Raw genomic sequence first — 24,716 nt, 5'->3', positions numbered from 1 at the left:
AAGGTCTTATTTTGGAGTGACCTCCATGAAATTTACTATATTGATAAATCCAGGAACATGCTTTTTAGGAATTTTAGTGCTGGGCCTACTGATTGCAATTACATTTTTAATATTATATTTTGAAGCAGATTCAAGGACATCTAAAGAGTCGTCAAAAAATACTGACCTCTCTTTGTTAAAGTTAATTTGATTACTTAATTCTTCCCAAAATTTTTGCTCTTGTTTTGGAACTCCATAGTCATGCGAAGAGATGATTTCATCAAAATAATCATGAAGTCCAGATTTTTGCATCTTAAGCTTTATTCCTTTTCTATGAGCATTGGTAACAAGGTATATGCGCTTATTATGCTTTTTTACAATTTGAAGGAAATTCAAAGCGTGATCATGAACTTGAATTAAATGAGAAATATCACCCTTTAGTTTCATAATATCTAAGTCAAGTGTCTCTTCCCAGTAATCGAGACAATACCAAGTCAGCTTTCCTTCTTGTGAATTAATCATAGATATAATTACTTCTTTAGCTTCATCTATTTTGATGTTATGTTTTTTTGAGTAAATTTCTGGAATATATTCAAGCCAAAATTCAAGATCAAAATTTAAGTCTAAAAGCGTTCCATCAAGATCAAGCAAGACAGTATCAATCAGATTCCAGTCTATGTTTAGATTACTTTCTGCGCCATGTTGTTCCATTTACACTATCCTCAAGAATAATCCCAAGTTCTAGAAGCTCATCACGAATTTGATCTGACAACGCAAAGTCTTTTGATGCTCTTGCGGATTCTCTTTGTAAAATTTTGTTTGAAATTTCATCTTCTGATAATTCAGAGCCCTGTTTTAAGTAATCTTCAGCATTGTATTCAAGAATACCTAGAGAGTTACCAAGCTTAATTAGTTGTTTGGCTAAACCACATGCTTTTTCATTGTTTATGGCTTTCTCAATATTGATTTGTTTTGCAATTTCGAAAAGTATACTCAGTGCAATAGGGGTATTGAAATCATCATTTAGTGCAGCGTTGAAGCGTGCTTCATAATCTGCTTCAGGGCCAATGTTATCTGCAGTTGTAGATAGACCTTTTGTAGCGTTGTATAGTCTTTTTAGTCCAGACTTGGCGCTTTCAATATTGGTGTCACTAAAATTTAAAGGCGAGCGATAATGACTACTTATAAGAAAATACCGGAGCGTTTCACCATCATACTTTTCTAAAACATCACGAATAGTAAAAAAATTATTTAGAGATTTGCTCATCTTTTCGTCGTCAATATTGACAAATCCAACGTGCATCCAGTTATTAACAAATTTACAGTTATTTGAGCCCTCAGATTGAGCAATTTCATTTTCATGATGAGGGAACGTTAAGTCCATTCCACCGCCATGAATATCAAAATGGTTTGAAATAAAGTGATTTGACATTGCTGAGCATTCAATATGCCACCCAGGTCTTCCATCTCCCCAAGGTGAAGGCCAACTGGGCTCATCAGACTTTGCTTTTTTCCAGAGAACAAAGTCAAGTGGGTCATCTTTATCACTCTCAACGTCTACCCTTGCACCCGCTACAAGATCATCTAAATTTTTACCAGAGAGCTTGCCATAATCCTTAAATTTTCTGACCGAATAAAATACGTCACCATTTTTACCTTGATAAGCTAATCCCTGTTTTGAAAGAGATTCAATCATTTCTATCATCTTATCGATAGATTCAGTAGCACGTGGTTCTATGTCCGGACTCAAAACACCAAGTGCCCTTTCATCCTCATGCATTGCATCAATGAATCGATTTGTTAGTGAGTAGATATCTTCATTATTTTCGGCAGCCCTCGCAATAATTTTGTCGTCAATATCTGTAATATTTCTTACATACTTAACGCTTAAAAAATTCCGCCTTAGGTGCCGAGTAATCACGTCAAACATAACTAATACTCTGGCATGACCCATATGACAAAAGTCATAAACTGTCATTCCACAAACATAAATCCCAATATTATTTGTGTCAATAGGCTGGAACTCTTCTTTTTGGTTGGTGAGTGTGTTATAAATTTTGAGCATTGCGATATTTTATACTGGATTTCCTGGGTTAATATTAATACCCTTTATTTTAGTTCTCATATGGCCAACAGTTTTAATTTTGATTATCAATTAATCACTTACAAAATGTATAATTATTTTCTCAATAGTAATTTAATGAAAGTATGCAAAATACTTCGTACGAGGTCAGCCTATGATGAAGAAACTTCAATGCAAAATGTGTGGATGGGTTTATGATGAAGCGAAAGGAATTCCAGATGAAGGGATCATTCCTGGCACAGCTTGGGCTGATATACCTGAAGACTGGACTTGTCCAGTTTGTGGTTCTGGAAAGGAAGATTTTGAAATGGTAGAAATTTAGGTATTAAGGGTTCGAAACCTAAGATGAGGTTTCTGTTTACACAAATGAAATAAGGAATAAATAATGTCAAAAGTACTAATTTTGCCTGGTGACGGCATTGGAACTGAAATTGTTGCTCAAGCTGTCAAGGTCATAGATTCATTAAACTCGAATCATTCAATGGGAATGAGTCTTGTGGATGGACTCCTAGGAGGCGTTGCTTATGATGAGACTGGCACACCTCTTCCTGATGAGACTATAAAAGTTGCAAAAGAGTGTGACTCCATACTTTTAGGTGCTGTTGGAGGACCAAAGTGGGAGCCTTTAGAGAGGGCTTTGAGGCCAGAGCGAGGGTTGTTAGGCATACGTTCAGAGCTCGAATTGTTTTCAAATTTAAGACCTGCTATTTTATATCCTCAGTTAGCAAATGCTTCAAGCCTTAAGGCTGAAATTGTATCTGGCTTAGACTTAATGATTGTCCGTGAACTTGTAGGAGGGATTTATTTTGGTGAGCCAAGGGGTGTAAAAATAAAAAATGGCGAACGTTTTGGAATAAATTCTGCTACATATTATGAATCTGAAATTGCACGAATTGGACATTCTGCTTTTCAAATTGCTCAAAAAAGAGGAAAGCGTGTATGTTCAGTTGATAAGGCGAATGTTTTGGAAGTGAGCGAACTATGGAGAGAGGTAATGGAGGAAGTGTCTAAGGAATATCCTGATGTTTCGCTTTCTCATATGTATGTTGATAATGCTGCTATGCAACTCGTTAGAGATCCAAAACAATTTGATGTAATGGTAACGAGTAATCTTTTTGGTGATGTATTGTCGGATTGTGCAGCAATGCTAACAGGTTCAATTGGAATGCTTCCATCCGCTTCATTGGATCAAAATAATTTTGGAATGTATGAGCCTATCCATGGCTCAGCACCTGATATTTCTGGGAAGGATATAGCAAACCCTCTTGCCACGATATTGTCTGTTTCGATGATGCTTAGGTATTCACTTAATCAAGGAGAATTAGCTGACAAAATTAACTCAGCTGTAAGCAAGGTTTTAGATAAAGGCTATAGAACAGAGGATATTGCTTCTGATGGGGACAAAGTGGTTGGGACAGAGCAGATGGGTGATCTGGTCATTGAAGAGCTTGAGACTTAGTAAAGAACTTCCTCACTGTCAATAGAGCGCCATAAAAACCAGCAGGCTACGCTTCTATATGGCCTCCATGTTTCTGAAATTGCAATTATTTTTTCTAAGTCTAGGGGTTTTCCTTCGCCATATATCTGATTCATTGCTCTTATTATTCCAATATCCTTAATTGGAAATATGTCTTTTTCCAGCAAGTAAAACATTCCAAACATTTCTGCAGTCCAAGGGCCAACTCCCTTAATAGTAATTAATTCATCATAAATACTTTTGAATGAGCGCTTTTCCCAATACAAGTGGTCTTTAATTGAGAAGTTTATAAAATGATTGCAAATATTGATTATGTATTGAACTTTTTGTTTTGATAGTCCGCAAGACTTAAGTTCTTCGAAGCTCATCAAAAGTACGTTTTCTGGTTTTATTTTGCCAATTTTTTTTTCTAACTTTCCCCATACACTCGCAGCAGCTTGAACTGAAATTTGTTGCCCAACTATTGATCGAAGAAGTGTTTCTAAAGCCTCACCACGAGAAGAAATACTGTATTGCTGGTGTTCGAGAATTAACTTTGCTAGCTTGGGGTCAGCGTGCGTTAAGAATTCTTTAGATTGCTGCCAATAAGCTGGAAGAGACATTTATAAATATAAAAAGTGTTTTGATAAGAGGATAAAGTTAGTTGTTTATCTTAACTGAGAATCTAGTATAGATGACATTGTCGTATAATTTATACTAATTTTTAACAACATAAAAAACAGGGAATAGTATGAGTAAAAAAAGAAATGTGACTTTTGTTGGTCTGGGAACGATGGGCTATCCTATGGCTGGACATTTATCAGGGTCAGAGTTATTTAATGTAAGTGTTTTTAATCGAACCTCAGAAAAATCTTCCCAATGGGGAGAAGAATATGAAGGCAGGGTTGCATTAACTATTGAAGACGCCGTAAAAGATGCTGATGTAGTTATTACATGCACTGGAAGAGATGAAGATATGATGGAAATTGTTTTTTCAGATGTTGGAATGATGCCATACCTTAAAAAGGGCTCCATTTTTATTGATCATACTACAACTTCCTTTAAGCTAGCAAAGCACCTCAATGAAGCATTGAAATCAAAGAATATAGCATTCATTGACGCCCCAGTAAGTGGAGGAGAAGCTGGTGCTATTAATGGAGTTCTAAGCGTTATGGCGGGCGGTGACCCTGACATATTGGATTCATGCGACTCAATCATTAAAACATATTCTAAAAGTATTACTCTGATGGGAGAATCTGGGTCTGGGCAATTGGCAAAAATGGTTAATCAGATTTGTATAGCAGGCTTGTTACAAGGTTTATCTGAGGGGTTGCTTTTTGCTGAATCTGAGAATTTGAATATGGATAAGTTGTTGTCTGCTATTTCAGGAGGCGCTGCACAATCATGGCAAATGGTAAATAGAGGAAAAACAATGCATCAAAGGGAGTTTGATTTTGGTTTTGCTATAAAGTGGATGGTAAAGGATTTAGGCTACTGCTTAGATCAAGCAGAGGGAAACAATACAAAACTTGCTTTTACTCAAGAGATCTATGACCGTTATACTAATTTAATGGATAAAGGTCATACTTATAGTGATACCTCTGCTTTAATGATGTTTGACGAGTTAAATAAATAAGTAGATTGTGATTCCGGTTGTCGCGGGTTCGAGCCCCGTTTCTCGCCTCAATTCTTATCTAGTAGCTAACTTATTTCAAGAGTGTGCTTTGTGATAACCCACATACACTATTAAATGGCATAATATTGGATATGAGAAAAAAGCCAAAATTAACAAATATTCATACCGTTGCTCAGAGTCGAATCTTTAATCTTGAGTCACTTGATGTCGAATTTTCTAATGGCGCAACTCGTGTCTATGAGAGGCTTATGTCTCGAGGAAATGGAGCAGTTCTAGTTGTACCAATGCTCGATGATGATACTGTCCTCATGATTTATGAGTTTTCTGGAGGTACTGAGCGCTATGAATTAGGACTTACCAAAGGGAAAATAGATAAGGGTGAAACTCCAATTGAGGCTGCGGGTAGAGAGCTAAAAGAAGAAATCGGGTTTGGCGCAAATAAGTTAACCTTTCTCAAAACAATCACACTTGCGCCTGGGTATCAGTCAAGTGAGACGCACATCGTGCTTGCTGAAGATCTGTTTGAGGAAACTGCAGAGGGGGATGAGCCTGAACCTCTAGAAATCGTCCCTAAAAAACTCTCAGAGTTAGAGGAACTAACCTATAACGAAGACTTAACTGAAGCAAGAAGCATTCTAGCTCTTTATATGGCAAGAGATATCATTAATAATCGATCAGGGTGATAGATATACCGCAGTCATTTTGGCTGGATGAAGATCAATTAAAATTCCCTGAAATAGAGTCAGCGCTCAAAGAGCCAAATGGACTAATCGCTATAGGTGGTGATTTATCATTAAATAGGCTCTTGGAGGCATACTCTAGAGGTATATTCCCTTGGTATGGTAAAGATGAACCTATACTCTGGTATTCTCCTGATCCCAGAATGATTATTACGCCGAGCTCATTTCACCTATCAAAAAGTTTAAAAAAAACAATTAACTCATCAAGATTTGATGTTTTAGTGGATACATCATTCAATAATATAATTAGACAATGTCAAGAGGCTCCTAGGTTTGGTCAGTCAGGAACATGGATCGATGATGAGATGGTCAAAGCATATACAAATTTGCATAAGGAAGGTTATGCGCACTCATACGAAGTGTTTGAGAATGGAGAGCTTGTGGGTGGATTATATGGGGTTGCATTAGGAGGAGTGTTTTTTGGTGAGTCCATGTTTTCATTGGTAAGCAATGCTTCAAAAGTAGCATTCGCATTTTTATTGCAAAATAGTCATTATCAATTAATAGATTGTCAAGTGGAGAATCGACATTTAGAAAGTTTGGGTGCCTACAATATCCCAAGAGATTTGTTTATGCAACAGCTTAAGGCCTTTGTGTAAAATATACCCCATTAAATTAGGGATTATTACGCAATGTCAAACCATATTAAATTCGTTTTACTGGCCTCACTTGTTATTACGTTAGCAGCATGTGGCAGAATGGGTGATCTAGTGCCGATAAAAGATACAGTTCAATCAACTACTAGTACTTACTAGCGAAAAATCCATTGAACGCATTCAATTTCCAAAATAAAAATCTTTATGCTGAGTCTGTGCCAGTTTCAGACTTAATGAATTTGTACGGCTCGCCACTTTATATTTATTCAAAAAGTCAAATAGAATTCAATTGGAAGGTTTTTGAAAATTCATTTGGAACCCATCCTCACCTTATTTGTTATGCTGTAAAGGCTAATTCTAATCTTGCAGTATTAAATATTCTTGCTAATTTAGGATCTGGTTTCGATATTGTGTCACTTGGAGAGCTAGAGAGAGTTATTGCTTCAGGCGGAGATCCAGCTAAATGCGTTTTTTCAGGTGTTGCAAAAAATGAAAACTCAATACGAAAAGCACTTGAGTATGGAATTTACTGTTTCAATGTAGAGTCTGAGGAAGAACTAGAACGGATTGAATCAGTGGCATCCTCTTTGAATGTTCGTGCACCAATTTCAATACGAATCAATCCAGATGTAGATGCAAAGACTCATCCATATATTTCAACAGGCCTGACTGAAAATAAGTTTGGTGTGAGTGCTGAAGTGGCTTTGTCTATGTATAAAAAAGCAAGCCTTTCTGATTATCTTGATGTCTGTGGACTTGATTACCATATTGGCTCTCAAATTACAGATCAATCTCCATTTATAGAGGCTCTTGAAAAAGCATTAGATCTGATTGAAGAGCTCAAATCAGAAAACATAGATTTAGACCACATTGATATTGGAGGTGGAGTAGGTATAACTTATGATCAAGAAAAAATAATCAGTATTGAGGATTACATCAATAGGGTAATCAGCAAAGTTGGAAGTATGAAAATTTTGGCTGAACCTGGGCGATCAATTGTTGGAAATGCAGGTATTTTTGTAACAAAAGTTGAATACTTGAAGCAAAATGATATTAAGTCATTTGCAATTGTAGATGGTGCAATGAATGATCTGATTAGGCCTGCTCTTTATAGTTCATATCATGAGGCGGTTTCAATACAAGAAAAATCAAAGGGCGTTACTGACTTATGGGATATCGTCGGACCAGTTTGTGAAACTTCAGATTTCTTGGCTAAGGATAGAGAACTAACTTTAGAAAAAGGAGACTATATTGCAATTTTAACTGCAGGTGCGTATGGTTTTGTTTTGAGTTCAAATTATAACTCGAGACCCAGAGTGCCTGAAGTTATGGTGAGTGAAAAGAGCCATAGTTTGGTGCGAAAAAGAGAAACTATCGAATCACTATTTGAGAATGAAACTATATTTAAAGATGAAGTTAACTAATAATCAAAAAAAGTACTTAAGATCTTTGGCGCATGATTTAAATCCATTTGTAATGATTGGTCAGCATGGATTAAGTGAGTCAGTTATTGCTGAGATTGAGTCAACAATGCTTAAACATGAACTCATTAAAATCAAACTAAGGGTAAGCGATCGTGATGAAAAGCAAGGGATAATCAACAAGATTATTAAGTTTTCTGAAGCTGAATTAGTTCAAGTTATTGGGGGCGTAATAGTTATTTATAGGCCTTTTGAAGACAACCCTGATATTATCTTACCTAGATCATAATAAATTTAACATAGCTTATTGTATTCTTATAATACTTAATTGAAATGAAAATTGCCCTCAGTGCTGCAGAAACTTCAGGCGATCTGATAGCTTCATCTTTGGTCGTTGCTTTAAAAAACAATGATCACCATTGTGAAATAGATGGACTGGCCGGCGACAAGATGATTGAAGCAGGTTGTAATAGTTTGTGGCATACTGATGAAGTAAATGTGATGGGTCTCAGTGAGGTATTGAAGAAGCTGCCATCCGTCTTAAAGTTAAGAACTAAAGTCACTAATCACTACATTTCAAATAAGCCTGATGTATTTATTGGTGTTGATTCACCAGACTTCAACTTTAGGATTGAACATTCATTAAAGAAAGAAGGTGTCAAAACAATTCATTTTATTAGCCCCTCAGTTTGGGCTTGGCGCTCTAAACGTATTAAAAAAATTAAAGCTTCAACTGACCTAATATTATGTCTTTTCCCTTTTGAAGTGGATTTCTTCGCACAGCATAATCAAAAAGCTATTTTTGTTGGCCATCCACTTGCTGAAACCTTAAAACCAAGGCAGAAATATAAACCAAACAAAAGCGTTTTATTAATGCCAGGCTCAAGAGAGTCAGAAATTAAAACGCTTTTGCCAGAATTGATTGAGGCTGTAAAGGTAATGCAGTCTAGAGACTCCGAACTAACTTTTAATTTATCTCTTGCCAATCATAATCATAGAGATTGGGTTGAGAAAAGTATAGAGGGTTTATCTATAAAAATCAGCATTGGTGATGCACACAAAAGAATTATTGATTCTGATCTAGTTCTAGTTGCATCTGGCACTGCAGCACTTGAAGTGGCCTTACTAGCAGTTCCAATGGTTGTTGTTTATAAGCTCTCCTATTTAAGTTATCAAATAGTAAAGCGTCTACTCAATACCAAAGAAGTTTCACTTCCCAATAAGATTTTAGGAAAAAGAGTTGTACCTGAATTAATTCAAAATGATGCTAACGGCCAAAATATTTCTGATCATGCTATGACATTACTAGGTTCTGATAATAGCGAACTTGTTAGTGAATTAGAAAAGATTCATGTTCTATTAAATCATGATTCTAGCTCCAAATCTGCTGAGGCAATAATTGAGTTTATTAATGAAAAATGATATTGAAAAAATCGTTGAACTAGCATTATCTGAAGATATTGGTCAAGGAGATGTCTCATCAGCTTTAATTGATAATAAGATTATCGAGGCTGAAATAATTTGTAGAGATGATGCAATAATTTGCGGAGTTGAATTCTTTAATTTATGCTTTTTATCAATTGATCCAAAAATTCAAATACATTGGAAGGTTGAAGATGGCTCAAGGGCCAAGTCAGGTGACAAAATATGTGGCCTTAAAGGCAATACAAAAACGATAGTAACTGCTGAAAGAGCCGCACTTAACTTTTTGCAAATATTAAGTGCTACTGCAACACAAACTAGTTACCTTGTCAGTTTGATTAACAGTACGAATGCAAAATTGCTTGATACAAGAAAAACAATACCTGGGCTTAGAAAGGCGCAAAAATATGCGGTTAAGTGTGGTGGTGGGGTGAATCATAGGATGGGTTTGTATGACTGTATCATGCTAAAAGAGAATCATATATTATCAATTAGCTCTTTAGAGCAATTGATTAAAAATGCAATCAATCAATTTCCAAAAACACCCATTATTGTTGAAGTCGAGTCTCTTGAAGAGCTTCAATCAGCGCTCCTAATTAAAGGTATAAAGCGAATTCTGTGCGATAATTTTAGTCTTCAAGATCTTCGAGAGGCTGTAAAAATTTCAGAAGGAATTTGCCCTTTAGAGGCATCGGGGGGCATTACTGAGATTAATATATTGGAGTATGCAAATACAGGTGTGGACTATATTTCAATTGGCTCAATTACAAAAGATATAAAGTCAATTGATTTGTCTTTAAGGTTTAGTTCCTAGGCTATTGCTCTAAATGCTGGGCTAATAATGTCTTTTGTAGAATTGTATTGTAAGGCGTTATCACTGAGGTCAGTTACTTTGCCTCCTGCCCCTTCAAGTATCCAAACTCCTGCAGCAGTATCCCATTCAGAGCACCGACCAAATTTTGGATAGTAGTGATAAATTCCCTCTGCAATAAGACAAAACTTGAGCGCACTACCCAGCTTGAAAGTTTCAAAATTTGTTTTATATTTGAGATGCTCTTTTAGCCCTTTATTATTATTTGAGTATCTACCAACAACAATTTTTTCCCACCTTTTTGGCTTTGATGTAAGTATTGTAGAAGTTGTTTTATTGACTAGCTTAACAGAAGCATTATTTTCAAATCGATAGTAGTGCACTTTATTGAAGGGTGAATAAATTAGTCCAAAAACAGGATAATTATCTCGAATAAGGGCAATACTAATGCAAAAATCAGGAGAGCCATCAATAAAATCTCTAGTTCCATCTAGAGGATCAATCAACCAATATTCATCCCATGATTTTCTAGTTGAAAAGGGAATGTGAGATGATTCTTCTGAGAGGATTGGAGTGTTAGGTGTTAATTTTTGTAATGTGTTAACTATCAGTTCATGGGAAGCTTTGTCTGCTAGGGTCACAGGCGTGTTATCAGCTTTGATAGAGTAATCACTGGAATTAGCTCTAAGGTCCATAATAATTTCACCGGCTTGAGTCGTTAAATTGATGAGCTGTGAAAGAATTTTAGAGTTCATTGTTTTCATTATATCATCGAGAGTCGTAATTATTTATTCTCAGCTTCGATCTTAAGTAAAATTTATTTCACTAAAATTATTTATCAAATTTGAATATGAAAAAGCATGTACTAGCAATGGGAGGGGGTGGATTTACCTCGAAACCTGAAAATCTAAAGTTAGATGAATATCTCCTATCTTTATCCAATAAAAAAAATCCAAAAGTGTGTTTTATTCCTACTGCAAGTGGAGATGATGAGAGCTATAGAAGAAGATTTTATTCTTCATATAAAAAACTAAACTGTGAGACAAGCCATTTGTCACTCTATTGGCCTCCTGAGGGAGATTTAAGAGAATTTGTTTTAGATAAAGATATCTTTTATGTTGGTGGAGGAAATACTCGCAATCTGATGGTTCTATGGAAAGAGTGGGGTCTTGATAAATATTTATATGAGGCTTGGGACAATGGAGCGATTATGGCAGGTCTCAGTGCAGGCTCAATTTGCTGGTTTGAAAAAGGATTGACTGACTCAGTGACGGGAAAGCTCTTACCATTAGATTGTTTAGGTTTTTTACCGAACAGCAACTGCCCGCATTTTGATAGTGAGTCACAAAGGAGGCCTGAATACCACAAAGCCATTTTAAATGGATCAATGATGGAAGGTATTGCGTGTGATGATGGAGTGGCTGCACATTTTGTTGATGGAAAACTTAAGTGTTGCGTTTCATCGCTGTCCAATGCAAAAGCTTACAATGTTAGTGCAGAGAATGGAAAAATTAATGAATCCATTATTGAGCCAAAATACTTGTAGGAATTTAAATTATTTTTGGCATTAAAAAACCTAGTTAAAACTAGGTTTTTTTTATTTTGGTGGGCCTACTTGGACTTGAACCAAGGACCAATCGATTATGAGTCGACTGCTCTAACCAACTGAGCTATAGGCCCGGGTAAAGAGCTACTCTAAAAAGCTTTGAAGCTTGTGAGCACGAGAAGGATGGCGCAATTTTCTGAGTGCTTTTGCTTCAATTTGACGGATTCTTTCACGTGTCACATCAAACTGTCTTCCAACTTCCTCTAGCGTATGATCAGTACTCATATCGATTCCAAATCGCATTTTAAGTACTTTTGCTTCACGAGGTGATAAGTTCGCTAATAGATCACCAGTAGTTTCTTTCAAACTTTCACGAGTAGTTACTTCAACAGGTGAAGAAAGTTTTTCGTCCTCAATAAAATCACCAATTGTAGAGTCTTCGTCATCACCTACCGGGTTTTCCATAGATAAAGGCTCTTTAGCAATTTTAAGAATTTTATTAATTTTATATTCAGGAAGTTCCATTTCTACTGAAAGCTCTTCAGGTGTAGCCTCTCTTCCAAATCTTTGAAGAAGTTGGCGTCTTACACGGTTGAGCTTATTAATTGTCTCAATCATATGGACCGGTATCCTAATCGTGCGAGCTTGATCAGCAATTGACCTTGTAATAGCTTGGCGAATCCACCAAGTTGCATACGTTGAAAATTTGTAACCTCTGCGATATTCAAATTTATCAACAGCCTTCATGAGGCCAACATTACCTTCCTGGATGAGATCTAAAAACTGTAAGCCACGGTTAGCATATTTTTTTGCAATCGAGATTACTAACCTTAGATTAGCTTCAATCATCTGACTCTTAGCATTTTTAGCTTTTCTATCGCCCTGGCGAAGCTTTTTATTTATTTCCTTAAGCTCAGCAATAGTTAGTTCCATTGCTTCTTCGTTTTCTAAGAGACTTTTTTGAGAATAGTAAATCTCATTCTTATTTTTTTCTAGTGACTTTAACGTTGCTTTATCAATTCCAGCAGTTTTGAGCCAGTCGAAGTTAGTTTCATTGCCAGGAAATGACTTATAAAAAACTTCGGAGGTCATTCCAGCATCAAGGCAAGCATTGCGAATTAAATTCTCTTCTTTTTTAACTTTTGCGACTCTTGTTGAAACGAGTTCCATCATCGTGCTTACAAGTTTTGGTGCAAGTCTTAATTCAGAAATACAGCTTGAAAATTTGTGCCTAGCTTTAACAGTCTTTGCATCAAGGTAGCCATTTTTTTCACATGACTTAACGTAACTGTTGTGTGATTTTTGAATTTTATCGAAGCGCTCATAGACTTCTCCTTCGTCTGGTCCAGTGTACTCTAGCTCGTCAAACTCATCTTCCTCATCCTCTAGCTCTTCAGGATCTTCATCAAGGTCCATTGCATCTAATTTCGCTTGTTTTTCATCAAGAAGGGCTTGCTTTTCAACAATGAGAGCTTGCTTTTCTTCGAATTCTTCGGCATCACCTTGATACCCTATAACCACATCAGTCATCTTACATTTACCTTCTTCAAGTCTTGTGTATGCCTTGAAGAAATAATCAGATATTTCAGGGTAAAGAGAAATCGCTTGCATAATTTGATAGACACCCGCCTCAATTTCCTTGGCGATTCTTACTTCATCACTTTGCTCTAAAAGCTCAACAACGCCCATCTCTCTCATATACATTCTGACAGGATCTGTGGTTCTACCAAACTCAGAGTCTAAAGCTGCAAGAGCCGCAACAGCAACTTCTGCTGAATTTGCTTCTGCCTTTCCACCTTCTTGCATCACGAGGGTATCTGCATCTGGCGCTTCATCAGCGACTACAATATCAAGCTCCTCCAGAATAGTTACAATTGGTTCAACTTGTTCAGGGGTTAATAAGTCTTCTGGAAGGAGGTCGTTTATTTCAGAATAAGTCAGATATCCTTGTTCTTTTCCTATCGTTATGAGACTATTAAGTGCAATTTTATGAGCTTCGGTAGTTGTTTTCATAGCATTGTTTTTTAAAAAACAGAGGGGGAATTATACCTAAATCGTATAAGGTTTTTTAACCATTAATTTATTGATATAACAGCGTTTAGTTAGTTTGATTCAGCAAAAATTGTACTGATTGACTGCTCATCACTGATTCTACGAATGACATCAGCAAGTGTTGTTGCAATGGATAGTTGTCTTACCTTGCTGCATTTGTTAGCGTTACCATTTAATGGGATCGTATTTGTAATAACTAATTCATCCAACTTTGAGTTAGAGATATTATCTATTGCACCGCCAGAAAGGACTGCGTGTGTTGCATACGCAACAACTTTTTTGGCGCCCTTTTCTTTTAGTATTTCAGCAGCTTGGCAGAGTGTACCTGCAGTATCAACCATATCATCGATCATGATGCAGGTTCTTCCAGAGACATCACCAATAACGTTCATTACTTTGACCAAGTTTGGCTCTGGACGTCTTTTATCAATAATGGCAAGATCAGCATCATTAATTCTCTTGGCTGCAGCTCTTGCTCTTGCCACTCCGCCTACATCAGGCGACACCACGACCACATCTTCATAGTTTTGATCTAATATATCCTGGACAAGGACGGGCTGCGCATAAATATTGTCTATGGGTATGTTAAAAAAGCCCTGGATCTGATCTGCATGAAGGTCCATTGTTAATATGCGATCAACACCCGATGTTTCTATCATCTGTGCTACAAGTTTTGCGGTAATTGGGACTCTGGTTAGGCGCGAACGTCTGTCTTGTCTAGAATATCCAAGGTAGGGAACAACAGCTGTAATTCTGCCTGCTGAAGAGCGTTTTAAGGCATCAACCATTATCAATAGTTCCATTAAAGTTTCTGCCGATGAAGGTCCACAAGTAGGCTGAATCACAAAAACGTCACAGCCGCGGACATTGTCAAGAATTTCTACCTGAGACTCACCATCACTAAATTGACCTACAAAAGCCTTGCTTTGATTTATATTTAGATTTGCAATAATTTCGGACGAAAGATCAGGGTTTGCATTACCACTGAAGATTTTAATTCTTTCTAAAGACATCTAATAGATTCTTATTGTTTAAGATGGTAATTATACAAAGAAATCATATGACTAAAGATAATAGTTTTTCTAGAAAACAAAAGATTTATAGGAGTTCACTAATATAGGGCTTGATATCTTCAGGTTCCACTGTTGCGCTGAAGCGCTTATAAGGCGTACCATCACGATCAATGAGAAATTTAGTGAAATTCCACTTAATGCTGTCATTAAGTTTGCCTTTTAGTTCAGATTTTAAATACTTATATATTGGGTGAGCATTGGAGCCATTTACCTCGATTTTTTCGGATAAGGGGAAAGTAACTCCATAATTAAGGTCACAAAAACTTTGTATTTCTTCAGAAGTCCCTGGTTCTTGTTTTCCAAATTGATTACAAGGGAACCCAATAATTTCAAGACCGGTATCCTTATATTCTTGATATAGGTCTTCTAAGCCCTTGTAATGATAAGTTAAACCACAATTACTTGCAGTGTTTACAATTAAAACAACTTTTCCCTCAAAGCTTTTAAATGAAACCTCTTCTCCAACGATATTCTTAAAATCAAATTGATATATGTTCATCTATAGCTATCCTTTTTTAGTTAAAAAATTAAATTGTACTCACTTCAAATGAATCTGAAGTGTTGAGTTGATGAAGATGAACTATTGATGGGTAACAAAAAATTTGGCTGGGATGGCAGGATTCGAACCTGCGAATGACGGGATCAAAACCCGTTGCCTTACCGCTTGGCGACATCCCAATTGTATAGCGGTGATTTATCAATCGCTTTCGCGACAAAACCAACCCACTTTGATGGCAATTCTTCCTTTGCTATCAATGCATCACTTTCATTTTCAAATGCAACAAATACACATGAACCGCTTCCTGTCATCCTAGCAATATCAATATGATTTTGAGTGGAATCTAGATGCCTTAGAGCATCTTTAATGCCATCTTCCAAGTCAATTGCAGCATCCAGACAGTCATTATGTGGATTTGAGACTAATGAAAAATCAGACATTTTCCTTTGTACTGGTGTCATTGTCAATGCTTTATGGCTGAATATTTCTTGAGTGGAGACGTGTTTATTGATTGAAACAACTAAATAGAAGTATTTTGGTAAATTCAAGGGGTAGAGAATTTCACCAATTCCCTCTGCCCAAGAGCTTTGACCTTCTATAAAAACTGGAACATCTGCTCCAATACCCTTGCCTATAGCTATAAGCTGTTGTTTTGATAACTCAAGGCCCCAAAGCTGATTCAATGCCATGAGTGCGGTTGCTGCATTTGAACTCCCCCCTCCAAGCCCTCCGCCGGAAGGAATCTTCTTTATTATTCGAATATCAACACCCAAATTGACTCCACTCAATTTTTGTAACTTTTTAGCACTCTTAATCATTAAGTCATTGGCCAGAGGAATATCTTCGTTACCAAGGATGCGGTTTATTTTTCCATCCTCTCTTACACTAAAATTTATCTCATCATAAAAATCCAAGAGTTGAAAAATGGTCTGTAGATTGTGATAACCATCATCTCTTTTTGAGTTGATGTGTAAGAACAAATTGATTTTTGCGGGTGATAGGTAAGTCAATTTAAGGTTTGATAAAGTGCTCTCTGTAGTATTTCAATTCATCGATGGAGTCATAGATATCTGACAAAGCTAAGTGCCTAGATTTTTTGAACGAGCTAGAAATGATGTCTGGTTTCCAGCGAACAGCTAGTTCTTTTAGTGTTGAGACATCAATATGCCGATAATGAAAAAACTTTTCAAGGTCGGGCATATAGTTATACAAAAATCTTCTGTCTTGACAAATTGAATTACCACACATTGGAGATGCACCCGAATCAACATATTGAGAGAGAAAATCAAGGGTTTGAGATTCCGCTTCGGCGACTGAAATTGAACTTTCCTTAACCCTTTGAACTAATCCAGAGCGGTTGTGTTGATTGGTGTTCCATTCATCCATGCCATCTAATAATTCAGTCTTTTGATTGATAGCTAAAGATGGGCCTTCATCAATAACATTAAGATTAGCATCCGTTACAACTGTTGCAATTTCAATGATCACATCACTTTCAGGAATTAACCCTGTCATTTCAAGATCTATCCAGATTAGATTTGTTTTTTTATTCATTATTAACTATTACTTGCAAGAGTGTAAGCATCAAGCTTATCTTGCGCAGATCCATCTGACAAAATTTGGTTAGCTTTTGTGACGCCTTCATCGAATGAATTCACAAGGCCACTCACATAAATCGCAGCGCCTGCATTTAATGAAATGATATCTCTAGCGACACCCTTCTTCCCAGAAAACGCTTCATTGATTAAAGCGAGAGATTGCTCAGCATTTTCAGCTTTAATTGAATTTAGGTTTCCTTCCTCAAGCCCAAAATCACAAGGGTGAACAGTATAAGTCGAAATATTATTATCTTTTAATTCTGCAACATAAGTCGTGTTAGCAATGGAGAACTCATCAAGACCATCTTCGGAATGCACGACCATTACGTGTCGTGAATTGAGACCTTTTAAAACATTGGCAATTGGCTCAACCAAGCTTTTATTATAAACTCCCATAATTTGATTTGGCGCTTTGGCTGGATTAGTCAAAGGGCCCAACACATTAAATATCGTTCTGACTGCCAGCTCTTTGCGAGGACCAATTGCATGTTTCATAGCACTATGATGAGCCGGTGCAAACATAAACCCTAAACCAATTTCCTCGATACACTGACTGATTAATTCTGGACTTATATTGAGGTTAATACCAGCCGCTTCCAATACATCTGCACTTCCAGATTTTGAAGATATCGAGCGATTACCATGTTTTGCAACTTTTCCACCGGCCGCTGCGACTACAAAGGCTGAAGCTGTTGAGATGTTGAATAGACCAAGGCCATCTCCTCCAGTTCCACAGGTATCAACTAGGTAATCATTGCTACTTAATTCTACTGATGTAGCAAGAGCACGCATTACTTTAGCACTGGCAGTAATTTCCTCAATTGTCTCACCCTTCATTGACAGCCCAACTAGAAACGCACCAATCTGTGCATCGGTCGTTTGGCCAGTCATGATGCTATTCATGACATCATGCATTTCACCTTCATTTAAATTTTGTTTAGAAATAACTGCCTTGATAGCTTCGCTAATATTCATAATTATCGCTGGCTCATTAAATATTCAATTTCATCAATATCTTTAACTGCTTTTTTGGAGAGGACATGATTTCCTGCTTCAGTCACTAGGACATCATCTTCTATTCTGACTCCAATGCCCCAGTACTTAGATTCAATTTTATCATCCCTGCGAATATAAATTCCAGGCTCAACAGTTGTTACCATACCACTTTTAAACTCACGGAACTCATCATTGATTAGTTTAACACCCACATCATGGACATCGAGCCCAAGCCAATGCCCCGTTCCATGCATATAAAACTTGGTCAAATCTTCAGGAGATTTCATAATGCCTAGCTTGATAAGGCCATCTGTTATGATTTGACAAGCAGTCTCATGCGGCTTGTTGCAGCTTACTCCAGGTTTAATAGAATCAATAGCAGATTTTTGTGCACTTAAAACAATGCCATATATCTCTTTTTGGGCCTCACTAAACTTTCCATTAATTGGAAAAGTCCTTGTAATATCTGAAGCATAACCATTGATTTCACAACCTGCATCAATAAGCAGTAGATCCCCATCTTGAAGTTCTTGGTTGTTCTCATTGTAATGCAAAATGCATGCATTCTCTCCACTTGCAACGATTGGAGGATAGGAGTGCTCAGAGTTGCCGTTTGTAAATTGTGAATCAAACACAGAAGCAACATTATGTTCATATAGTCCAGGTGAGGCCACTCTCATGGCACTCATATGAGCTTCAGATGCTAAATCAGCAGCATCCTGCATATTTTTTACTTCTTCCTTATCTTTTATTAATCGCATTTCTGAAATACAAGGATTTAAGGGCTTTAAACTGCTTTCAAAAAGAGAATGAATGCGTTGATTATGAATATTTGTGCTTGAATTGTCTTTCCAACCACCACTTCCTGGGGCATCAAAATATATGACAGATCTTTTCTGAGTAAAAGAGTCAATATTATCAAAGAAAGTATCAATATCATAAGCTTGATCCACTAATAAAGTTTCAGGAGCAAGTGCAACACCAAGTCTGATTCCATTCCAGATCTCTTTAGTCTCATCCTTCGGTCTCAAAAACATCACATAGCTTTCTTTACTAAATACCGCTATTGCATCGGGCTCTGTAAAACCAGTAAGATACCAAAAATTACTATCGGGGCGAAATGGATAAGTCACATCACTGTTTCTTTTTTGTTCACTATTGGTCGACACAATGACTACTGCGTCTCGACCCAGCATGCTTAACAACTCCTCTCTTCTTTTTTGATGTATCATTTTGTTTGGTGTATTAATTCTTAGATATATAACGCAAGAAAGATACCATGAAAACGATACGACTTTATCAAAATACACCTTTTACTGAAGGTAAAACTGCTGAATTAGATAGTGACAATAGTCACCATTTAAATAAGGTTTTACGTTTTCCAGTTGGCAAAAATATTACCGTGTTTAATGGTGATGGTTTTGATTACACAGCGTTAGTTCAAGACGCGAAAAAAACAACCAGTCTTAAAGTCATTTCTAAGGCACGAAATAATACAGAATCAAAATTAGATTTAACACTCGCCCAAGGAATTGCAAAGGGCGAAAAAATGGATTTTTTGATTCAAAAAGCGGTTGAGTTGGGAGTGACTAGAATAATCCCAATGAAATTAGAGCGGTGTGTTGTCAGGCTGAGCGATGAAAAAGTTCAAAAAAAAATTGATCACTGGCAAAAAATTGCTAACCATGCCTGTGAACAATCAGGCCGTTCAGTCATTGTCAGTCTGTCTGACCCACTCTCACTCGAAGAGTTATTAGAGGAGACGAATCATAATGGCTTTGTTTTGCATCATCGTGCAAAAATTAGCCTGAGTCAGCTTAAGGAAACGTCAAAAGCAACAATACTTATTGGTCCTGAAGGGGGCCTGACTGAAAAAGAAGTTAGTGATTCTGAGGTCGCTGGATATCAGTCAATCCTTATTGGAAAGAGGGTTTTAAGAACAGAAACTGCTTCTCTAGCAGCAATTGCTAATATGCAATTGCTATGGGGAAGTTAATAGGTAATAAAGGAAACCCTAGTCAATGTTGCCTAATTCTTGACTCAGCTCTCTAGCCCGATCATAGGCAGCTCTGGTTGCAGCTGCAACGATTCCCTCAAAGTTCTGATCTTGAAAGGTTTCAATCGCTGACTGCGTGGTTCCATTTGGCGATGTGACTTCTGCACGAAGCGTGCGAGAGTCTTTGCCAGAGTTCGTGGCCATTATGCTTGCACCAAGACTGGTCTTGATACTCAAAGCGTCAGCTGTTTCTTCATCCAGCCCCAAGGCCATAGCAGCCTGTTTCATGGACTGCATCATTAAGAAAAAATAAGCGGGCCCACTACCTGATATCGCTGTAATTGCATCCAAAAGGTTTTCCTCATTGACCCAAAAACACTCACCTACAGCCGATAGCAACAAGTTTACTGACTCTTTTTGAGTGTCATTAACGAGTTCATTTGCAAAAAGACCTGTTACTCCAGATTGAAAAAGAGCGGGCGTATTGGGCATTGTCCTTACGAGTGCAAAGTCACCGCCAAGCCAACGATTAATATCTTTACTTTTAATGCCAGCTACAATGGAGACAAAGAGCTGATCTGATGAAGCCTTATTTTTGAGCTCATGACAAACAACTGAGAGTACTTGAGGCTTAACAGCAAAAACGACAATATCACTATTGGTGAGAAGTGAGACATTATCAGAGTAAGTAGTCACACCCAGTTCAGAGCTACGTTTTTCAAGAAGCTCAAGGTTTGCATCACTAACATTAATATTTTTGGCTTCAAATCCATCACTCAAAAGCCCTTTAATAAGAGCATATGCCATATTGCCAGCGCCAATAAATCCAATGACTGTTTTGTTTTCCATATAAAATATCTTTGTATTGAATGCTTAATTCAATTCTACCAAACTTGCAATAAATAAAGAACATTAATGACAATATTTCAGCCAAAACTAGTAATGATCGATGTTGATGGAACTTTGGTCGATAGTGTTCCTGATTTAGCGTATTGCGTTGATCAAATGATGCTCAGTCTGGATATGCCAGTCAGAGGAGAAGAGACAGTAAGGCATTGGGTTGGAAACGGAATCCCTAGGCTAGTTGAAAGGGCTTTGACTGGTGAATTGGATGGCTCTCCAAGTAAAGAGGCTTTTGACAAAGCGTATCCCATTTTTTTAGATTTGTATGCCCAAAATTCATCGGTCAGGTCTACTCTCTACGAGGGCGTAATGGAGGGCTTAGATTATTTAAAATCTAAAGATTACCTTTTAGGCTGCGTTACAAATAAAGCGGAGCAGTTTACGCTTCCATTACTTCAATCTTTAGGAATTATTGATTATTTTGGGACCGTTATTTCTGGCGATACTTTAGAAAAGAAAAAGCCAGACCCACTCCCTCTGATTCATGGCGCTAACTTTTTTAATATTAAGCCCAATGAGTGCCTTATGCTTGGGGATTCGGTGAGTGACGTCAAGGCGGCTAGGGCAGCAAGTTTTCAGATCATTTGTATGTCTTACGGCTATAACCATGGAAATAATATTGCTGATGAAAACCCTGATCTCGTGATTGATTCTATGGCGCAATTGCGAGACTACCTATAGTGAATATTGACGAAAATCATATCTGGCATCCTTATGCCAATATCCCAAACAAGGTGCCAACATACCACGTAGAAAGCGCCGAAGGAGTGTACCTTAACTTCAAAAATGGAGCACGCATCATTGACGGTATGAGTTCTTGGTGGTGCATGATACATGGCTACAATAATTCCTATATTAATGATGCTGTCAAGTCTCAGATTGATAAAGTGTCGCACCTAATGTTTGGGGGTCTGACTCATCAACCAGCCATTGATTTATGTGAAAAACTCATCAATTTGACGCCCAAAGGCTTAGATAAGGTGTTTTTTGCTGATTCGGGCTCTGTTTCAGTTGAGGTGTCTTTAAAAATGGCCATCCAGTACTGGCAAAATAAGGGGCAAAAAGAAAAGTCATATTTTGTAACGCCAAGGGGTGGTTACCATGGTGATACTTTCGGTGCTATGAGTGTTTGTGATCCAAATAAGGGAATGCATCATCTTTTTAGTGAGGTTTTGCCAAAGCATTACTTCGTTAATCAACCTAAACATGATAACACTGATGAAGCACTTTCTGATTTGGAGTCGAGGCTAAGTAAGAGCCATAAAAAAATCGCAGCCATGATTCTTGAGCCAATTGTTCAGGGCGCTGGAGGAATGAACATCTATGAGATGGATTATCTAAAAGGCGCTAGAGCGTTATGTGACAAGTACAACGTTCTTATGATTGTGGATGAGATAGCCACTGGTTTTGGGCGAACGGGTGAACTATTTGGCTGCAATCATGCCAATATTGAGCCTGACATTATGTGTATTGGAAAAGCTTTGACTGGTGGATATATGACAATGGCCGCCGCCATCACCAATCAAAAGGTTTCTGAAACAGTGGGTGTACTGATGCATGGACCAACCTTTATGGCTAACCCTCTGGCCTGTTCTGCAGCGATTGCTAGTATTGATCTTCTTTTAGAAAGTAACTGGAAAAAAAGAGTAAGTGAAATTGAAACTATTTTGAGAGATCAATTGATGCCTCTTCAGAGTCATCAATCTATATTTGATGTCAGGGTTCTTGGTGCAATTGGGGTGATAGAGTTCAATGAAGCATTGGACATGAAAAAAACTCAGGAAAAGTTGATTGAGTCTGGTGTGTGGCTGAGGCCTTATGGCAGGTTACTATACACCATGCCACCCTTTGTAATATCCGATAACGAGTTGTTAGTCATTACTCAGGCTATGGCCGAGATTGTTGACGACTCAATCAAATAAATTTTCTATTCGATAGGGTCAATATCAACAAACCATCGAACTGATGAGCTCACCTTAATGGTTTCAACATGCTGGTAAAAGGTTTGAATTAGTCTTCTAAGTTGTCCCCTGTCTTCTGATTGCAAGTAAAGATTAAAGTAGTAGTAGTCTGATTTACGCTCAATTACTCCAGGAACTGGACCCCAAATTTCGACTGAATCAATCTCAATGCTATTCGTTAATTGGGCGACTTGGGTCAAAAAATTCTCAGCTAAATTTTTATTTTTAGCATTTGCACAAATCAACGCTTGATGGGCAAAAGGAGGCAGTTTCGTATCTTTGCGTTCTGATAAGAGGGTTTTAGCATACTCAATGTAACGCGAATCTTTCACATAGTTGAATATAGGATGGTTCGGATAACGCGTCTGGATATTGACCTCTCCCTTATATTTTCCTCTGCCACATCTTCCTGAGACTTGAACAAGCAGTTGAGCTAAATGTTCTGTTGCCCGAAAGTCAGTTGACATCAGCCCAACATCGACATCTAAAATACCAACAAATGCTAGATTAGAAAAGTCATGACCCTTGGCGAGCATTTGAGTTCCTACAATGATGCAGGGCTCTCCTGAGTTGATTTTTTTTAAGTGAGTTGCAAAAGCTTTTTTCTTTCGCGTGGTGTCTCTGTCAATTCTAATGACCTCTGCATTTGGAAAGAATGATTCTAGATTTTCTTCTAGCCTCTCTGTTCCATAACCAAGAATTTTGAGCTCATGGCTACTGCAAGAGGGACAAGAGGATTCGGGTGGTTTTTCTAGTCCACAGTGATGGCACTTAAGTCGATTAATGCTTCGGTGGTATACCAGCTTAGAATCACAACTGCTGCATTCTGACTGCCAATCGCACTCTGTGCAGTAATATATAGGCGCATAACCTCTTCGGTTGATAAAGAGCATGACCTGTTTGCCTTCTGAAAGGTGATGCTTGATTCTTGCGATGAGCGGCTTTGATAATGGCTCTGAGGGCTGACTTCTCATATCAATCAGATCAACACTTGGCATGATTGCCTCGCCGGGGCGAGAGGTCAGAGTCAGTCGAGTAAGTTTTTTTTCGATAACATTTTTCAAGGTTTCTAAAGAGGGTGTTGCAGTTCCGAGTATAAGTGGAACATTGGCAAATTTAGCTCTCATAAAACTTAGATCTCTTGCGGAGTAGCGAAAGTTAGATTGCTGCTTAAAGGAGTTGTCGTGTTCCTCGTCCACAATCACGAGTCCAAGATTAGGGATGGGTGTAAAAATAGCAGATCGAGTTCCAAGAATCACTTTTGCATCGCCATCCTTTGCCATCAGATAGGCGTCTTGTTTTTGAGTGTCATTGAGCTGAGAATGAACTGCAACAACTCGGCCTTCTATTCTCTGTTCAAAACGGGAAATCATTTGAGGGGTTAATCCTATCTCTGGAACTAAAACGAGAACTTGTTTTCCTTTTTTTAAAAGCTGCTCAGTGATACTGAGGTAGACCTCTGTCTTGCCACTGCCAGTGACGCCGTGAAGCAAAAAGCCATTAAACTCTGAGGAATTCTTGATCACCTCAGAGATAGCAAAGTTCTGCTCATTAGTCAGTTCAAAGCCGCTTGATAAGACTTTGTCATGCGCTTCACCCGGCTTTTTAATGACAGCTGGCTTACCATTTCTTAGATTTTTTGGAATCGCATTGGAAAGCACTTCTCCAATTGGATGGTGGTAATAGTTAGCAGACCAAGATAAAAATGTAAGAATCTCTTTCGATAAGAGTACTTCGTGATCTATCACTTCTTCAACTTCTCTAAGCTTTGTAAAGCTGCTCTTGTCTTTGTGAGAGAGGACAATGCCTGTAACTTTTTTATTTCCAAAGGGAACTTTTACTCTTGAGCCAATGCCGACTTTATCTTTACACAGGTAATCAAACGTATTGTGTAATGGGACCGGAATTGCAACTTCTGTGATTTGCATCAATTAAAAAAGTTTTAGGG

General features: G+C 37.6%; 27 protein-coding genes and 2 tRNA genes. 14 read left to right on the top strand and 15 right to left on the bottom strand.

The genetic code is table 11. The features are described from left to right. Window positions 1-6: 6 nt before the first annotated feature. A complete protein-coding gene (gene yrfG / locus AC5YGB_RS08260; RefSeq protein WP_496137216.1) occupies window positions 7-690 on the bottom strand; it encodes a GMP/IMP nucleotidase in 684 nt (227 codons plus the stop codon). Then, complete coding sequence (gene cysS / locus AC5YGB_RS08255) at window positions 665-2,044, bottom strand: cysteine--tRNA ligase (RefSeq protein ID WP_496137215.1); 1,380 nt, start codon at window positions 2,042-2,044, stop codon at window positions 665-667. Before cysS ends, yrfG begins: the two co-directional genes overlap by 26 nt. A gap of 175 nt (window positions 2,045-2,219) precedes the next feature. Here cysS and AC5YGB_RS08250 point away from each other — a divergent pair, with 175 nt between their 5' ends. Together AC5YGB_RS08250 and leuB are read left to right on the top strand one after the other, a co-directional pair. Beyond that, complete coding sequence (locus AC5YGB_RS08250; RefSeq protein WP_020023601.1) at window positions 2,220-2,384, top strand: rubredoxin; 165 nt, start codon at window positions 2,220-2,222, stop codon at window positions 2,382-2,384. Between the two features lie 63 nt (window positions 2,385-2,447). Continuing rightward, on the top strand, window positions 2,448-3,521 hold the full coding sequence (leuB, locus tag AC5YGB_RS08245; RefSeq protein ID WP_496137214.1) for a 3-isopropylmalate dehydrogenase: 1,074 nt from the start codon (window positions 2,448-2,450) through the stop codon (window positions 3,519-3,521). On the opposite strand, the gene AC5YGB_RS08240 is transcribed toward leuB, so the two are convergent. Beyond that, window positions 3,518-4,141 (bottom strand): hypothetical protein, encoded by a 624-nt coding sequence (locus AC5YGB_RS08240; protein WP_020023599.1) that lies wholly within the window; start codon window positions 4,139-4,141, stop codon window positions 3,518-3,520. The two genes, leuB and AC5YGB_RS08240, sit on opposite strands and share 4 nt — an antisense overlap. A gap of 128 nt (window positions 4,142-4,269) precedes the next feature. On the opposite strand from AC5YGB_RS08240, the gene AC5YGB_RS08235 reads away from it, so the two are divergent. From AC5YGB_RS08235 to nadC, 8 genes are all read left to right on the top strand, one after another. Further along, a complete protein-coding gene (locus tag AC5YGB_RS08235) occupies window positions 4,270-5,154 on the top strand; it encodes an NAD(P)-binding domain-containing protein (protein WP_496137213.1) in 885 nt (294 codons plus the stop codon). A 131-nt stretch (window positions 5,155-5,285) separates the two neighbouring features. Further along, window positions 5,286-5,837 (top strand): ADP compounds hydrolase NudE, encoded by a 552-nt coding sequence (gene nudE / locus AC5YGB_RS08230; protein ID WP_496137212.1) that lies wholly within the window; start codon window positions 5,286-5,288, stop codon window positions 5,835-5,837. Then, a complete protein-coding gene (gene aat, locus AC5YGB_RS08225) occupies window positions 5,834-6,493 on the top strand; it encodes a leucyl/phenylalanyl-tRNA--protein transferase (protein ID WP_496137211.1) in 660 nt (219 codons plus the stop codon). Before nudE ends, aat begins: the two co-directional genes overlap by 4 nt. 33 nt (window positions 6,494-6,526) lie before the next feature. Next, window positions 6,527-6,649 carry an LPS translocon maturation chaperone LptM gene (lptM, locus tag AC5YGB_RS08220; protein WP_496137210.1) on the top strand — a complete coding sequence of 41 codons (123 nt, stop codon included), beginning with the start codon at window positions 6,527-6,529 and terminating at the stop codon, window positions 6,647-6,649. An 11-nt stretch (window positions 6,650-6,660) separates the two neighbouring features. Then, window positions 6,661-7,914 (top strand): diaminopimelate decarboxylase, encoded by a 1,254-nt coding sequence (lysA, locus tag AC5YGB_RS08215; protein WP_496137209.1) that lies wholly within the window; start codon window positions 6,661-6,663, stop codon window positions 7,912-7,914. Then, the gene (gene yhbY, locus AC5YGB_RS08210) at window positions 7,901-8,200 is read left to right on the top strand and encodes a ribosome assembly RNA-binding protein YhbY (RefSeq protein ID WP_496137208.1); all 300 of its coding nucleotides are present in this window, start codon (window positions 7,901-7,903) and stop codon (window positions 8,198-8,200) included. The genes lysA and yhbY overlap by 14 nt, the downstream gene beginning before the upstream one ends. 44 nt (window positions 8,201-8,244) lie before the next feature. Then, a complete protein-coding gene (lpxB, locus tag AC5YGB_RS08205) occupies window positions 8,245-9,333 on the top strand; it encodes a lipid-A-disaccharide synthase (RefSeq protein WP_496137207.1) in 1,089 nt (362 codons plus the stop codon). Next, window positions 9,323-10,147 (top strand): carboxylating nicotinate-nucleotide diphosphorylase, encoded by an 825-nt coding sequence (gene nadC, locus AC5YGB_RS08200; protein ID WP_496137206.1) that lies wholly within the window; start codon window positions 9,323-9,325, stop codon window positions 10,145-10,147. The genes lpxB and nadC overlap by 11 nt, the downstream gene beginning before the upstream one ends. On the opposite strand, the gene cysQ is transcribed toward nadC, so the two are convergent. Further along, entirely contained in the window at window positions 10,144-10,899 is a 756-nt protein-coding gene (cysQ, locus tag AC5YGB_RS08195; RefSeq protein ID WP_496137205.1) for a 3'(2'),5'-bisphosphate nucleotidase CysQ, read from the bottom strand. The genes nadC and cysQ overlap by 4 nt on opposite strands. Window positions 10,900-10,994: 95 nt before the next feature. Between cysQ and AC5YGB_RS08190 the strand changes: the two genes are divergently transcribed. Continuing rightward, a complete protein-coding gene (locus tag AC5YGB_RS08190) occupies window positions 10,995-11,690 on the top strand; it encodes a peptidase E (RefSeq protein WP_020023589.1) in 696 nt (231 codons plus the stop codon). Between the two features lie 57 nt (window positions 11,691-11,747). Here AC5YGB_RS08190 and AC5YGB_RS08185 read toward each other — a convergent pair. The 9 genes from AC5YGB_RS08185 to AC5YGB_RS08145 form a co-directional block, all read right to left on the bottom strand. Beyond that, window positions 11,748-11,824, bottom strand: a tRNA-Ile gene (locus AC5YGB_RS08185). Window positions 11,825-11,834: 10 nt separating this feature from the next. Next, entirely contained in the window at window positions 11,835-13,703 is a 1,869-nt protein-coding gene (gene rpoD, locus AC5YGB_RS08180; protein WP_496137204.1) for an RNA polymerase sigma factor RpoD, read from the bottom strand. Window positions 13,704-13,792: 89 nt separating this feature from the next. After that, complete coding sequence (locus tag AC5YGB_RS08175; protein ID WP_020023587.1) at window positions 13,793-14,755, bottom strand: ribose-phosphate pyrophosphokinase; 963 nt, start codon at window positions 14,753-14,755, stop codon at window positions 13,793-13,795. Between the two features lie 85 nt (window positions 14,756-14,840). Then, a complete protein-coding gene (locus AC5YGB_RS08170) occupies window positions 14,841-15,314 on the bottom strand; it encodes a glutathione peroxidase (protein WP_271558044.1) in 474 nt (157 codons plus the stop codon). A gap of 104 nt (window positions 15,315-15,418) precedes the next feature. Further along, window positions 15,419-15,493 (bottom strand) — tRNA-Gln (locus tag AC5YGB_RS08165). After that, window positions 15,473-16,324 (bottom strand): 4-(cytidine 5'-diphospho)-2-C-methyl-D-erythritol kinase, encoded by an 852-nt coding sequence (gene ispE, locus AC5YGB_RS08160; RefSeq protein ID WP_496137203.1) that lies wholly within the window; start codon window positions 16,322-16,324, stop codon window positions 15,473-15,475. Before ispE ends, AC5YGB_RS08165 begins: the two co-directional genes overlap by 21 nt. A gap of 1 nt (window position 16,325) precedes the next feature. Then, complete coding sequence (orn, locus tag AC5YGB_RS08155) at window positions 16,326-16,868, bottom strand: oligoribonuclease (RefSeq protein ID WP_271558042.1); 543 nt, start codon at window positions 16,866-16,868, stop codon at window positions 16,326-16,328. 2 nt (window positions 16,869-16,870) lie between these two features. Next, a complete protein-coding gene (gene trpD, locus AC5YGB_RS08150; RefSeq protein WP_496137202.1) occupies window positions 16,871-17,887 on the bottom strand; it encodes an anthranilate phosphoribosyltransferase in 1,017 nt (338 codons plus the stop codon). A 2-nt stretch (window positions 17,888-17,889) separates the two neighbouring features. Further along, on the bottom strand, window positions 17,890-19,140 hold the full coding sequence (locus tag AC5YGB_RS08145) for an aminopeptidase P N-terminal domain-containing protein (protein WP_053819556.1): 1,251 nt from the start codon (window positions 19,138-19,140) through the stop codon (window positions 17,890-17,892). 47 nt (window positions 19,141-19,187) lie between these two features. Here AC5YGB_RS08145 and AC5YGB_RS08140 point away from each other — a divergent pair, with 47 nt between their 5' ends. After that, window positions 19,188-19,904, top strand: a complete 717-nt coding sequence (locus tag AC5YGB_RS08140; protein ID WP_053819557.1) for a 16S rRNA (uracil(1498)-N(3))-methyltransferase — start codon at window positions 19,188-19,190, stop codon at window positions 19,902-19,904. An 18-nt stretch (window positions 19,905-19,922) separates the two neighbouring features. Here the strand turns inward: AC5YGB_RS08140 and proC are convergent, their stop codons facing one another. Beyond that, complete coding sequence (proC, locus tag AC5YGB_RS08135; protein WP_020023581.1) at window positions 19,923-20,753, bottom strand: pyrroline-5-carboxylate reductase; 831 nt, start codon at window positions 20,751-20,753, stop codon at window positions 19,923-19,925. 66 nt (window positions 20,754-20,819) lie between these two features. Here proC and AC5YGB_RS08130 point away from each other — a divergent pair, with 66 nt between their 5' ends. Together AC5YGB_RS08130 and bioA are read left to right on the top strand one after the other, a co-directional pair. Beyond that, entirely contained in the window at window positions 20,820-21,488 is a 669-nt protein-coding gene (locus tag AC5YGB_RS08130; protein ID WP_496137201.1) for a phosphoglycolate phosphatase, read from the top strand. Next, window positions 21,488-22,729, top strand: a complete 1,242-nt coding sequence (gene bioA / locus AC5YGB_RS08125) for an adenosylmethionine--8-amino-7-oxononanoate transaminase (protein ID WP_496137200.1) — start codon at window positions 21,488-21,490, stop codon at window positions 22,727-22,729. Before AC5YGB_RS08130 ends, bioA begins: the two co-directional genes overlap by 1 nt. 5 nt (window positions 22,730-22,734) lie before the next feature. On the opposite strand, the gene priA is transcribed toward bioA, so the two are convergent. Then, window positions 22,735-24,696 carry a replication restart helicase PriA gene (gene priA, locus AC5YGB_RS08120; protein WP_496137199.1) on the bottom strand — a complete coding sequence of 654 codons (1,962 nt, stop codon included), beginning with the start codon at window positions 24,694-24,696 and terminating at the stop codon, window positions 22,735-22,737. Between the last annotated feature and the right edge of the window lie 20 nt (window positions 24,697-24,716).

The sequence above is a fragment of the Candidatus Pseudothioglobus sp. uisw_142 genome (assembly GCF_059512465.1).
Note: the sequence above shows the minus strand (reverse complement) of the source record. Positions and strands in the feature narration are given on the sequence as shown.